Consider the following 11,946-nt stretch of genomic DNA (forward strand, 5'->3'; position numbering starts at 1 on the left):
TCCACGTACGTCCGGGCCATCGAGGGTGCCGATCCTCCGCCTCGCGATCGCGCTCGGCATCGAAGGGCAATTCAGTGCGCCCGAGACGGAGCGAGCGGAGCGAGTGCAGTGCACCGGACGCCGCGCGCCCCGCCCTACGGGCGGACGGCGCTATTCGTCAGACAGAGCCTAGCGGTCCAGGACCGGGGCCGCCGCTTCGAGTGCCGCGCCCGCGTCGTCGGCGAGCGTCACCGCGACCTGCCGGATCTGCCGGGTGGGGACGGCCCCGGGCGTGGGCCGGAGCATGAAGCGCCCCTGGTAGTGGCCGCCCGCCTCGGCCCGGAGTTCGATCTCACCGTCCGGCCAGCCGCGTCCTTCCAGGTCCCAGGGCTCGCGGTCCACGACGACGGTGCCGTCCTGATCCAGCCGCGCCGGGTGCCCGAGCAGGCTCCCGTACTCGAAGCGGCAGCTCCGCAGCCGCAGGATCTCGACCAGGTGGCGGCCGACCTGGTCGACCACGTCGGCGGAGGAGCCGGTGGTCCGTGCCAGCCGGGCGGTGTCGTGGATCCGGGCGAGGAGCCCCGCGTCGACCACGGTCATGACCCGCAGCCGCCGGGCCCGCGCGGCGAGTTGGGAGACGGCGAGCCCGACGGCCAGCAGCAGGAGGGCGGTGGTGAGGTCGTTCGTGTCGGTGACGGCGAAGCGTTCGAAGGGCCGGGCGAGGAAGAAGTCGAACCAGAGGGCCGCGGAGAGCGCGGCGAGCGCGCCCGCGACGCGGTTGCCGAGGGCGGCGACCGCCACGACGACCACGACGAGGATCAGCGCCAGATTCGTACTCGCCACCCCTGTACGGAACGGCACCAGCACCCCCGCGGTCGCCAGGGGCGCGAGCAGCGCGGCGCCGAGCGCGACGCGGTCACGGAGCGAACAGCGCATGGCCCACCTCGCCGTGCCGGTACGGAGGTCCGGCGGAACCGGGGCCGTCGGCCCGGCGGCCCTCGACTCCAGCGTGCGCCCGCCGGCTCCACGGCGGCGGGGCCGGCCGGGGTCTTGACGGGGCCCTGCCGCGGGCCCGGCGGACCTTGACGCGCCCTTGACGTCCGGCCGGCCGTACCCGGCGCGAAGGACGGTCGACGCACATCGCGTGAAACGCCGGTGGCACGTCGGGGACCCGTGATACCCCTGCCGTCATGGACGATCTTGTGACGGAGCGGCTGGTGCTCCACCCGCTGAGCGTGCTCGAAGCCGAGCGGGTGGCGGCGGGCGAGCCCGCGGACGAGGACCGGTGGGCGCCCGGGTACCCGGCCGAAGGGGACATCACGGGCGCCCTGCGCTTCCTGACGACGTGTGCGATCACCGGTGATCCGGGGCCGTTCGGCGCGTACGAGATCCGCCGCCGCGCGGACGGGCACGCGATCGGCGGTCTCGGTTTCCACGGCGTTCCCGACGAGGATCTCGCCGTCACGATCGGCTACGGACTGATCCCCTCCGTCCATGGGCGGGGGTACGCGTCCGAGGCGTTGCGCGCGCTGCTGCGGTTCGCGCGGTCCGGCGGGGTCAGCCGCGTCCAGGGGGACGCCGATCACGACAACATCGCCTCGCAGCGCGTGATGACGGCGGTGGGGATGCGGCTGGTCGCGCAGGACGAGGCGTTGAAGTACTACCGCATCGCCTGGCCCGTCGACGAGGCGGCGGCCGACACACTGCGGTCATGGACGGACGGCCGACGGGCCGGGTGACCCGCTGGGCCCTGGCCCGGTGACGGTGCGGCTATTTTCTGCGCGAGGTGAGCGTACGGGTGCGGGTGGTGGTGGTCGCGGGCCGGTCGAAGAAGCTCTCCATGGGGGCGTCCTCGTCGCCCTCGACCTCGTGCGGCGGCAGTTCGACGGTGTAGTGGGGTTCGAGGAAGATGCCGTGGTGCTGTGGCCGCGCGCTCGGCGCGGCGCCCGCGGTGGAGTTCTGAACCGGGTCCTGGCGGGACGATGAAGAAGGCATGCACAACCGTTCGGAGAGTCGAGCGGCCACTCGGCCCCATGCCGGTCGACCCGCTGAAGAGCTGTCTACCCCATCCTTCCCCGTCCCGCACAACCGCGGGTGGCCGGAGCGCGTCGCGGGCCGGCTCGTCCACCCGGCCTACCCGGCGGTCCGGCACGGCTCCTGAGGGGGAAGGGAGAGGTCGTGCGTGATGTCGGAGTGTCCCTGAGCGGACCGGTGGCGGAGCTCGTGAAGTGGCGCCGGGAGCCCATCGTCGCCCAGACGCTGCGCTCGACCGCCGCCGCGACCATCGCCTATGTGGTCGCCGTACGGCTGAGCAACGAGCCCGCACCGCTCACCGCCCCGCTGACCGCGCTGCTCGTCGTACAGGTCACGCTCTACTCCACCCTGACGACCAGTATCCGCAGGGTGAACGCCGTGGTGACGGGGGTGCTGGTGGCCAGCGCCTTCAGTGTGCTGGTGGGCCTGACCTGGTGGAGTCTGGGACTGATCATCCTCGCCTCGCTCGTCGTCGGACGTGCCGTACGGGTGAGCGAGTTCGTGCCCGAGGTCGCGATCAGCGCCATGCTCGTGCTCGGGGTGCCCCGGGTGGCGTCCACCGCGTGGGACCGGGTGCTGGAGACGCTGATCGGCGCGGTGGTGGGGCTGCTCTTCAACTTCCTGCTGGCGCCGCCGGTGTGGGTCGCCACCGCGGGCGAGTCCATGGACGGCCTCGCGCGCCGTATGCGCCAGCTTCTGCTGCGGATCGGGGAGGGGCTGACGGAGCCCGTCCCGGTGGAGCGCGCCGCCTCGCGGCTGCACGAGGCGCGCCGGCTCGACCACGACATCAGCGAGGTGGACGCGGCGCTGCGCCAGGCGGAGGACAGTGTCCGGCTCAACCCGCGGGTGAAGGAGGGGCTGTTGCACCGGGTGGTGCTGCGGACGGGCCTGGACACGCTGGAGATCTGCACGGTGGTGCTGCGGGTGCTGGCCAGGACGCTCACCGACCTCGCCAAGGAGCGGGAGCGGGAGGCGCTGTTCACCCCGGAGGTGGGAGCGGCGCTGCGGGAGTTGCTGGCCGAGGTCGCCGACGCGGTGGTGAGTTTCGCCGTCATGGTGACCACGGACGTCACCCGGAGCGCCGAGACGGCGGAGGCGCGGCTCGCCGAGGACCTGGAGACGGCGCGGACGAGCCGGGCGCGGCTGGCGGGGCTGCTGCTGGCGGAGGTGCGGAGCGATCCGGGGCAGTGGCAGCTCCACGGCGCGCTGCTGGCCGAGCTGGACCGGATCCTGGACGAGCTGGACATGGAGCATCGCTCCCGGCGGCTCATGGAGGAACTGGACCGGGCCTCCAGGGAGGAGCGGGAGCGCCATCCCCGGCTGACGGCCGCCCGGCATTGGGTACGGCGAAAGGTCACGCGGCGGGGGCGATAGGGAACCGGCCGCGAACGGGTCGGGGAAGGGGGAACGGAATACGCCGGGGCCTGACGGCAATCGGCCGCCGTCCCGGCGGGATTCGCAGGATCCTGGAGCAACGGAAAGCTCCTGGCCAATTATTGACGGAATATTTACCACCGGCATGACATGTCGTCGTGAATGAGGGCGGGGAAGCGCCGGGTTCACCGGTCCACACCCCCGTATTGGCGGGCGAAAGCAGTGATGACGGCATGATCGGGCCATCCCTCCGGTTTGCGATCATGGTTACCGCTCCCGTTGCCCCGGCCCTCCCCCGCACGGACCTCGTGGCCGGTCCTCGGCGTCCCCGCAGGTCCACGGGGCTTACGGAGAGGACGAGTTGGGTGGGGCGATTGTTGGCGCCCGCACCGATGGCGGTACTGTGCGCGCGCGCCGTCATCGTGGGCGGCGCGGTTATAGCGGAGGATTTTGTGACCCAATTCAGCAGATCATGGCGGCGTAGAAGCGCCTTCATAGCGGTCGCGGCGACCGGCGCCCTCGGCGTCGGCCTGTCGGCGGCTCCGGCGTTCGCGCACACGCCGACCTGGTCGGTGACGTGTTCCGAGGTGAGCCTGAACCTGACCGCCTACGGCCAGAGCGACAAGAACACCGTGACGGTCACCGTGGACGGCAAGGACCTGCTGCCCACGGAGAATTTCCGTAACAACTTCAGCAAGAAGCTGGACCTGCCCGCGCACAAGAGCGAGCTGACGGTCCGTCTCGTCGTGAAGGCCGCCGACGGCGACCAGTTCTCCAAGGACGAGACCAAGACCGCACCGGTCTGCGAGGGCGAGGAGTCCACCCCGCCGCCCGCGGAGTCCACCCCGCCGCAGGAGCCGGCGTCGCCGCCGGCCCCGTCGGAGTCCGCCCCCGAGGCGACGCCCAGCGAGGACACGCCCACCACCGAGGCACCGGCCCCGACGGGTGAGGCGAGCACCGCGCCCGCCACGGTTCCGTCGTCGCAGCCGAGCCCCGCCGGTGGCGACCTCGCCGAGACGGGTTCTTCCAGCTCCACCCCGCTGATCGCCGGCGCCGCCGGTGTCGTGCTGGTCGCCGGAGCGGGCATCATGTGGGCCGCGCGCAAGCGTCGTTCCGCACAGGGCTGATCCGAGCGTTCCCCCGTACCACCCGCACCACAGCTTCACCCGCACCACCCGCACCATCCGCGCCACTCGCCGTCATGACCGGGTCGGCCTGTGACCCGGCCCGCCCAGCCCCTGCCGCCCCTGCCGGACGGCGTCCCGCACCGCCGCCACGCGGCGCGTCCGGACGCCGGACACCCGGCCGAAGGCATGGACCGAACGGCAGGGGCCGTACGTCGCCGCACCGGCCCACGGTGCGCGCGGAGATCCGGTCGGGACCGGCACCGAGGGCCTGCGGTACGGACCGGTCCGGGCCCCCTGGGCACACACCCCGGGGGTCCGGACCGGGTCCGGGCGTGGCCCTCGGCCCGTGTGAGGCCCCGCGACCTCGTTCGCGGGGCCTCACCGTGTTTCCCGGGCGGGATGCACGGCGCGCCCGCCCCGCCGACAATGAAGGCGCGCGTCCGGACGACGGAACGGACCCGGACGCGGAACGTACGGCACACCGACAGTCTGGGGCGCCCATGGATCCGGTGGAGGCGCTGGACAGGATCGCCTTCCTGCTGGAGCGCTCGCGGGCGGACACCTACCGGGTCAAGGCGTTCCGTACCGCCTCCGCGACCGTGGCGGCCATGGACCCCGACGAGGTCGCGCGGTGCGCGGCGGCCGGCACGCTCGGCCGGAGGCGCGGCATCGGCCCCAGGACCTCACAGGTGGTCCAGGCCGTGGTGGCGGGCTCCGTACCCGAGTATCTGGAGCGGCTGGAACGGGAGGCCGGGACGCCGCTCGCCGAGCTCGGGCACACGCTGCGTGCGGCGCTGCGCGGGGACTGCCATCTGCACTCCGACTGGTCCGACGGCGGCAGCTCCGTCGAGGCGATGGGGCGTACGGCGGCGTCGCTCGGCCATGAGTGGGCCGTACTGACCGACCACTCCCCCAGGCTCACCGTGGCGAACGGCCTCTCGGCCGAGCGGCTCCGCGAACAGCTCGACGTGATCGCGGAGCTGAACGCGCGATGGGCGCCGTTCCGGCTGCTGACCGGTATCGAGTGCGACATCCTGCCCGACGGGTCGCTCGACCAGGAGCCCGGACTCCTCGACCGGCTGGACCTGGTGGTGGCGTCCGTCCACTCGAAGCTGCGGATGGACGCCGCCTCGATGACCCGGCGGATGATCGCCGCCGTACGCGATCCGCGCACCGATGTGCTGGGCCACTGCACGGGACGTCTGGTCATCGGCCGTACCCGCCGGGACCGGGGTTCCGGCGGCGGCCGGCCCGAGTCGCGGTTCGACGCGCGGGCGGTGTTCGAGGCCTGCGCGGAGACCGGCACGGCGGTGGAGATCAACAGCCGCCCGGAGCGTCTCGACCCGCCCCGGCGGCTGCTGCGCGAGGCGGTCGCGGCCGGGGTCCTCTTCGCCGTCGACACCGACGCGCACGCGCCGGGACAGCTCGACTGGCAACTCCTGGGCTGCGCGCGGGCCGAGGAGTGCGGCGTCCCGGCGGAGCGGGTCGTCAACACCTGGACGGCCGAAGGGCTGCGGGAGTGGACCCGCACCCGGCGCGCACCCGGCGCGTAGGGCGCCTCTCGTCCGGATCCCGCCGGGCTCGCGTGCCACGGGGAGCCGCGGAGCGGGGCGCGTCAGCCGGCGAGGCCCCAGGACACCGTACGGTCCGCGCCGACCAGCACGGCGAGGACGACGAGATCGGTGATTCCGAGGAACAGCCCGAGGGCGGCCCGGCCCCTGCGCGCGGTGGAGCGCCACAGGGCGAGGGATGCCAGGACGATCGCCATGGGGCCGAGGACGAGGTTCAGCACGAGCAGGCCGAGGAGGCCGAGGACGAACGAGGCGACGGCCATGCCGTCGGCGTCGCGCTGCTGCCGTACGGCGGGCATCAGTACCGCCGCCCGCGGGCGCGGAACTCCCGGGCGGCGAACAGCAGCAGCCAGCCCCCGATGACGGCGGCGGCGACCAGGGTGACGGGCAGCGGAACATGTGCCACCGCGCCGAGCACCACCCCCATCAGGAGGAGAGCCGCGACGAGGAACATCATGAAATGCCTCCTTGAGGAACACGGTCGAGCGGGGTGGAGCAGGCTTTCCGAGAACACTTGTGCACTGAATGATGAGTCTAAACTTCCTCTCTCCGGAGAACGGTTGTTTACTGAATGGCATGAGTCACACCCAGGGCGTCCGGCAGGCCCGGAAGCAGAAGACCCGTCAGGCGCTGCTGGACGCGGCGCTGCTGCTCCTGGAGGAGCAGAGCCTCAGCAGTCTCGGACTGCGTGAGGTGACCCGCGCGGTGGGCGTCACCCCGACGGCCTTCTACCGGCACTTCCGGGACCCGGCCGACCTCGGGGTGGCCCTGGTCGAGCAGGCGCTCGACAGCCTGCACGGGACGATCGGCACCATCCTCGCCGCCACCGACGGCGACGAGGAACGGATCGACCGCACCGTCGGCGTCATGGCGGACTACGTCCGCGCGTACCCCTCCCATGTCCGGTTCATCGCCCGCGAGCGGCACGGCGGCGTACGGTCCGTGCGCGAGGCCATCGCCGCCCAACTGCGGCGCTTCTCCGAGGAGGTGGCCGCCGCGCTCGCCGCCGAGCCGGTGTCGGACGGATGGAGCCGGGAGGATCTGCGGATGCTGGCCGATGTCTATGTCGACCAGATGGTGATGACGGCGTCCGCGTTCCTCCACGCGGCGGAGCAGCACCCCGCGGCGGAGCCGGTCGGGGCGCGGGCGCGGGTCGAGGCGGAGGCCCGGGTGGCGTCCGCGGCGCGCCGCAGGCTCCGGCTGATCGCCCTCGGCCGCCGCCACTGGCTCGACTGACCGCCCGGACGGCCGGAGTTCACCCCCGGGCCGGTCCGGCCGTCAGCCGTGGCGCTCCCCCGGTGGCGGCGGCAGCCGCAGATGGGCCAGGTCGTCCGGGACCGGGCTGTCCGGGCGGAACAGCGGGGCGGCCTGGCCGTCGGCCGCCGTGGCGGGCGCGTCGGTGAGCCGGAACCGCTCGCGCAGCCGGGTGTAGAAGTCGGTGGGCCCCAGCCGGACCAGCCGCAGCCGGTACGTGGCCCCGTAGACGCCGACCCAGTCCCCCGGCTCCAGCGCCCCGCGCAACTGACCGTCGATGCTGAGCGCCACCTCCCCGGAGTGCGGCAGGATCCGCAGGGCCACGGACTCGTCGGGGGCGGCGACGACCGTACGGCCGAAGGTCATGTGGGGCGCCACGGGGGTGAAGACCACGGCGTCCATGTGCGGGGAGAGCACCGGCCCGCCGGCCGCGAAGCTGTAGGCGGTGGAGCCGGTCGGGGTGGCGACGATGAGCGCGTCGGCGGAGTACGAGGCGAGCAGCCGGCCCGCGACGTACACCCCCAGGGCGACCTGCCGGTCGCGGGCGAGTTTCTCCAGGACGACGTCGTTGAGGGCGATGACGTCCAGCGGGACGCCCCATCCCTCTCCGGTGGCACCGGGCCGTACGTGGGGCGGGGGCAGCGTCGGGCCCCGGCCGTGGCTCAGCAGAGCGGCCACCTCCGAGGGCATCGTCGGCGGGCGTGAGGCGCGCATCGTCAGGGTCATGCGCTCCTCGACGGCCGCCCGGTCCTCGTGGACGGCGTCCAGGGCGTGGCCGACCTGCTCGGCGGGGACCTCGGTCAGGAAGCCGACATGGCCGAGGTCGACGCCGAGGACGGCGGCGTCGCTCTTGGCGGCGATCCGCGCGCCACGCAGGAAGGTTCCGTCGCCGCCGAGAGTGACCACGAGGTCGGGGTGGCCGGCGGCCGACGCCTCCTCCTGACCGCCGTGGCGGGGTTCGTGGTCCCGCCACACGTCGATCTCCTTGCAGGGGACGCCGTGCGCGTCGCACCAGGCGTGGACGGTACGGGCCGTCTCCACCGCCACCGGGCGGCCCTGGTGGACCACGAGACCGACACGTTCCACAGACATGGGCCCGCTCTCCGTACGTCACGTCCGGCCGGCACATCGGCCGTCGGTCTCCAGGATGACGGAGGAGGGGGGCGGAGCGCGCGCGGAGCCGTTCACGCCGCACCCGCGCACCCCACCCACCGTTCACCCGAATGGCGGATAGCACAGCGGCGGAGCCGACCCCCGGGAACACCGTCCGGCCTGGGCTGCGGGGCGATGCCGCCCCGTCCCACTGACCCGTTCCGGTTGCCGACGGCCCCGTACGGATGCGCGATGGTGTCGTGCGCGCCTGACCGTGAGGGGCCTCATCCCGCAGACGCGCTTCCCCCACGCGAGGAGTGATCGCTGATGTCAGCCGAAGGCGTGTTCAACAACCCGAGCAGTCTGAACGGCAGGAGCATGTACGACAGGGACGGCGACAAGATCGGCAGCATCGGTCAGGTCTATGTCGGCGACCGTACGGGCCGCCCGGAGTGGGTCACCGTCAGGACCGGTCTCTTCGGGATGAAGGAGAGCCTCGTTCCGCTGTCCGGCGCCCGCCGCGCCGGCGAGGACATCCACGTGCCGTACGCCAAGGACACCGTCAAGGAGGCACCGCGCCTGGATGCCGACGAACACCTGGACCCCGGCCAGGAGAAGCAGCTCTACCAGCACTACGGGCTCACCGCGGCGGGCGGCATCGGCACCGCCGCGAGCATGGGCACGTCGGCCGGAGGCCGGTCGCGCGCGGGCACCGGCACGTCCGCGGCATCGGGCATGTCCACCGGCCGCGCCGCCACGCCGGAGGGGACGCGGGGACCGGCCATGGCCGGGTCCGCGACACGCGGCGCCGACCTGGGCGACATGCGCACGGGCGAGAAGCACGGCGAGGAACTCATCCGCTCCGAGGAGGAGCTGCACGTCACCGCCGAGGAGCGCGAGGTCGGCCACGCGCGGCTGCGCAAGGTCGTCGTGACGGAGAACGTCACCACCTCCGTGCCGCTCAGTCACGAGGAGGTCCGGGTGGTCCACGAGGCGATCTCGCCCGAGGACCGGAACGCGGTCCGCGACATGCGGATCGGTGAGGCCCAGACCGAGGTGACGCTCCACGCCGACCAGCCGGTGATCAGCAAGGAGTCCATCCCCGTCGAACGCGTCCGCATGGAGACCGAGAAGGTCACCGAACAGCGGGAGGTCTCCGCGGAGGTCCGCAAGGAGCAGATCGAGTACGACACGGACCAGGACGAGAAGGGCACGCGCGGCGGCAAGCGCGGCCCGGGCCGCTGAACCGGCCCCACCGGCTCCCCTGGGAACACCGAGCCCCCGTCCACCGCGTACGCGTGGTGGCGGGGGCTGTCGTCCGGCCGGTCGTGCTCGCCGGATGTGCTCAGCGGACCGTGAGCGTCCCCTTCATGAAGGGGTGGATGGTGCAGGTGTACGGGTACGCGCCGGCCTTGGCCGGTGCGGTGAAGGTGGCGGTCTTCCCCGGACCGATGGTCCCGGTGTCGAACGCCTTGCCGGTGGTGGCGGTCACGGTGTGGGCGACCGAGTCCTTGTTGACCACGGTGACCTCGGCGCCCGGGGCCACGGTCAGGTGCGACGGCGCGTAGGTGAAGTTGTCGATCGTCACCCGCGCCGATCCGCCGGCTGACGCGGGCGGCGACGGCGACGCGGACGGGGTCCCGCCACCGCCACCGCCGCCGCCGGAACAGCCGGCGAGCGTGGTCACGAGGACGGCGGCGAGTGCGACGGCGAGGGACGACCGGCGGCCGGCGCCCGGGAACGGCATGGGCTACTCCGAGCTGTCGGTACCGTCGGCGGGATCAGTAGCTGGCGCTGGAACTGGGGGTGGCGCTCATCCCCGCGCTGGGGCTCATGCTCCCGCTGGGGCTCGTGCTCGGGCTCGGCGGCGGGGTGGTGACCTGCTTGCCCGCGACGTCGACGACGTACCACTTGGCACCGAACTCGGTCACGTCCTGGCCGTGCGCCTCCCCCGGTGCGCGGTCGGACTTGTACGTGTACAGCGGGTGGTTGTTGTACGTGACCTGCTTGGTGTTGTCGGTGCGGGTGACCGTGGACAGCAGGTTCTGCTTGACCCCGCTGCCCGCCTTCGGCTCGACGCCGTTGGTCACCAGCACGGGGCGCCAGACCTTCGCGCAGTCCCCGGTGCAGGTCGACTCCTTCGTCTTGTCCGCCGCGAAGAGGTACAGCGTCCGCTCGCGGCCGTTGACCAGGATCTTCCCGTACGGCGCGATGTCCTTCGCGTTCACCTTGCCCTCAAGTTCGGAGGGCAGGGCCGACGGCGAGGCGCTCATCGACATCGACGCGGAGGCGGCGGCCTCGGCGGCTCCCGCTTCCCGGGCCGACTCCGACGCGCTGTCACCGCCCGAGCATCCCGCGAGGGCGGTCGCGCAGAGTACGGCCGCGGCCATCGCGGTGACTGCCCTGGTGTTGCTCTTCATTCAGAACTCCTCGGATCAGGCCGCCCCAGGGGCAGCACGGCGCCCGCCCGAACGCGACCGCAGGACCCACTACACGGCAGCCCCGGGGGGTGGGCCAGCGGACAGGGCCGTCCGGGCCCCCGTACGCCGCACGGTTCACACGTACGCCGCACCGTTCGCGCGTACCGCGCGGTTCGCTGGTACGGGGCCGCCCGGCACGCACCGCGCGGCCCGGGTGCGGTACCGTAGGGGCCTGCGAAGGGGAGTAGCCCCGCGAACCGGTCGTCGACACACTGGAACCCCCGGGTTCCCGGTGGCCGGGCCCGCTGATGAGGCGGGTGGGCGAGACCTTCGGTCAGGCACTGACACGTCCGCGTCCCGCGGGCAACACCGTCGTGCCGGGCCGAGTGGTCCTCCTGGCTCCGATACGGCGCTTCGCGAAGACCCGGGCCCGGCCCCCAGAGAAAGCCACCCGGAATGTCTCTCGATCCCCTGGCGATCCTCACCGCCTTCGGTCTGATCTTCCTCGCGGAGCTCCCCGACAAGACCATGTTCGCGTCCCTCGCCATGGGCACGCGCATGCGTCCGCTCTACGTGTGGTTCGGCACCTCCACCGCGTTCATCGTGCACGTCGCCATCGCGATCGGCGCCGGCAGCCTCATCGGGCTGCTGCCTGACTGGATCGTCAAGCTCGTCTCGGCCGCGCTCTTCGCCTTCGGCGCCTTCATGCTGCTGCGCAGCGGGAGCGGCGACGAGGACGAGGAGACGGAGACCAAGACCGTCACCGGGTTCTGGCCGGTCTACTCGACCGCCTTCATGGCCGTCTTCATCAGCGAGTGGGGCGACCTGACCCAGATCACCACGGCCAACCTCGCCGCGAGCAACGGCACCTGGTCGACGGCCATCGGGTCGGCCGCCGCGCTGATGTCCGTCTCGGCACTGGCCCTGCTGGCGGGCCGGTTCATCGCCACCCGCGTCCCGCTGAAGACCGTGCAGCGCATCGGCGGCCTGTGCATGCTCGGCCTCGCCATCTGGTCGGTGACCGAGATCTTCGTGGGCTGACGCGCCCGTACGGCAAACAGGAAGGGGCCCGGTTCCGTCGGTACGTACCGACGC

Annotated in this window: 14 protein-coding genes; 7 read left to right on the forward strand and 7 right to left on the reverse strand. The window is 72.7% G+C overall.

The genetic code is table 11. The annotated features are described in order from the left end of the window. Positions 1 to 168: 168 nt before the first annotated feature. Entirely contained in the window at positions 169 to 915 is a 747-nt protein-coding gene (locus tag ACFXPL_RS21135; RefSeq protein ID WP_384921518.1) for a DUF4118 domain-containing protein, read from the reverse strand. Positions 916 to 1,169: 254 nt separating this feature from the next. Between ACFXPL_RS21135 and ACFXPL_RS21140 the strand changes: the two genes are divergently transcribed. After that, positions 1,170 to 1,718: a GNAT family N-acetyltransferase gene (locus ACFXPL_RS21140; RefSeq protein ID WP_384921523.1), complete on the forward strand. Its 549-nt coding sequence runs from the start codon at positions 1,170 to 1,172 to the stop codon at positions 1,716 to 1,718. Positions 1,719 to 1,749: 31 nt separating this feature from the next. Here ACFXPL_RS21140 and ACFXPL_RS21145 read toward each other — a convergent pair whose 3' ends face one another. After that, the gene (locus ACFXPL_RS21145) at positions 1,750 to 1,974 is read right to left on the reverse strand and encodes a hypothetical protein (RefSeq protein ID WP_384921526.1); all 225 of its coding nucleotides are present in this window, start codon (positions 1,972 to 1,974) and stop codon (positions 1,750 to 1,752) included. Positions 1,975 to 2,157: 183 nt separating this feature from the next. On the opposite strand from ACFXPL_RS21145, the gene ACFXPL_RS21150 reads away from it, so the two are divergent. The 3 genes from ACFXPL_RS21150 (at position 2,158) to ACFXPL_RS21160 (ending at position 6,067) form a co-directional block, all read left to right on the forward strand. Further along, complete coding sequence (locus tag ACFXPL_RS21150; RefSeq protein ID WP_384921529.1) at positions 2,158 to 3,387, forward strand: aromatic acid exporter family protein; 1,230 nt, start codon at positions 2,158 to 2,160, stop codon at positions 3,385 to 3,387. A gap of 452 nt (positions 3,388 to 3,839) precedes the next feature. Then, a complete protein-coding gene (locus ACFXPL_RS21155; RefSeq protein WP_384921532.1) occupies positions 3,840 to 4,514 on the forward strand; it encodes an LAETG motif-containing sortase-dependent surface protein in 675 nt (224 codons plus the stop codon). Between the two features lie 500 nt (positions 4,515 to 5,014). After that, entirely contained in the window at positions 5,015 to 6,067 is a 1,053-nt protein-coding gene (locus ACFXPL_RS21160; RefSeq protein WP_384921535.1) for a PHP domain-containing protein, read from the forward strand. A 62-nt stretch (positions 6,068 to 6,129) separates the two neighbouring features. On the opposite strand, the gene ACFXPL_RS21165 is transcribed toward ACFXPL_RS21160, so the two are convergent. Further along, complete coding sequence (locus ACFXPL_RS21165; RefSeq protein WP_384921538.1) at positions 6,130 to 6,384, reverse strand: DUF4190 domain-containing protein; 255 nt, start codon at positions 6,382 to 6,384, stop codon at positions 6,130 to 6,132. Beyond that, entirely contained in the window at positions 6,384 to 6,542 is a 159-nt protein-coding gene (locus tag ACFXPL_RS21170) for a hypothetical protein (RefSeq protein WP_384921541.1), read from the reverse strand. The genes ACFXPL_RS21165 and ACFXPL_RS21170 overlap by 1 nt, the downstream gene beginning before the upstream one ends. A gap of 119 nt (positions 6,543 to 6,661) precedes the next feature. Between ACFXPL_RS21170 and ACFXPL_RS21175 the strand changes: the two genes are divergently transcribed. Next, positions 6,662 to 7,321, forward strand: coding sequence for a TetR family transcriptional regulator (locus ACFXPL_RS21175; protein WP_384921544.1), 660 nt, complete (start codon positions 6,662 to 6,664; stop codon positions 7,319 to 7,321). Positions 7,322 to 7,363: 42 nt separating this feature from the next. On the opposite strand, the gene ACFXPL_RS21180 is transcribed toward ACFXPL_RS21175, so the two are convergent. Then, positions 7,364 to 8,431 carry an NAD(+)/NADH kinase gene (locus ACFXPL_RS21180; RefSeq protein WP_384921546.1) on the reverse strand — a complete coding sequence of 356 codons (1,068 nt, stop codon included), beginning with the start codon at positions 8,429 to 8,431 and terminating at the stop codon, positions 7,364 to 7,366. A gap of 327 nt (positions 8,432 to 8,758) precedes the next feature. Here ACFXPL_RS21180 and ACFXPL_RS21185 point away from each other — a divergent pair, with 327 nt between their 5' ends. Further along, positions 8,759 to 9,676 carry a DUF2382 domain-containing protein gene (locus ACFXPL_RS21185; protein ID WP_384921549.1) on the forward strand — a complete coding sequence of 306 codons (918 nt, stop codon included), beginning with the start codon at positions 8,759 to 8,761 and terminating at the stop codon, positions 9,674 to 9,676. A gap of 100 nt (positions 9,677 to 9,776) precedes the next feature. On the opposite strand, the gene ACFXPL_RS21190 is transcribed toward ACFXPL_RS21185, so the two are convergent. Together ACFXPL_RS21190 and ACFXPL_RS21195 are read right to left on the reverse strand one after the other, a co-directional pair. Further along, positions 9,777 to 10,178 carry a cupredoxin domain-containing protein gene (locus ACFXPL_RS21190; protein WP_384921552.1) on the reverse strand — a complete coding sequence of 134 codons (402 nt, stop codon included), beginning with the start codon at positions 10,176 to 10,178 and terminating at the stop codon, positions 9,777 to 9,779. Positions 10,179 to 10,212: 34 nt separating this feature from the next. Next, positions 10,213 to 10,851: a hypothetical protein gene (locus ACFXPL_RS21195; RefSeq protein WP_384921555.1), complete on the reverse strand. Its 639-nt coding sequence runs from the start codon at positions 10,849 to 10,851 to the stop codon at positions 10,213 to 10,215. Positions 10,852 to 11,307: 456 nt separating this feature from the next. Between ACFXPL_RS21195 and ACFXPL_RS21200 the strand changes: the two genes are divergently transcribed. Further along, complete coding sequence (locus tag ACFXPL_RS21200; RefSeq protein ID WP_384921558.1) at positions 11,308 to 11,892, forward strand: TMEM165/GDT1 family protein; 585 nt, start codon at positions 11,308 to 11,310, stop codon at positions 11,890 to 11,892. The last annotated feature ends 54 nt before the right edge of the window (positions 11,893 to 11,946 follow it).

The sequence above is a fragment of the Streptomyces sp. NPDC059092 genome (assembly GCF_042756365.1).
In the GTDB taxonomy this organism is placed as follows: domain Bacteria; phylum Actinomycetota; class Actinomycetes; order Streptomycetales; family Streptomycetaceae; genus Streptomyces.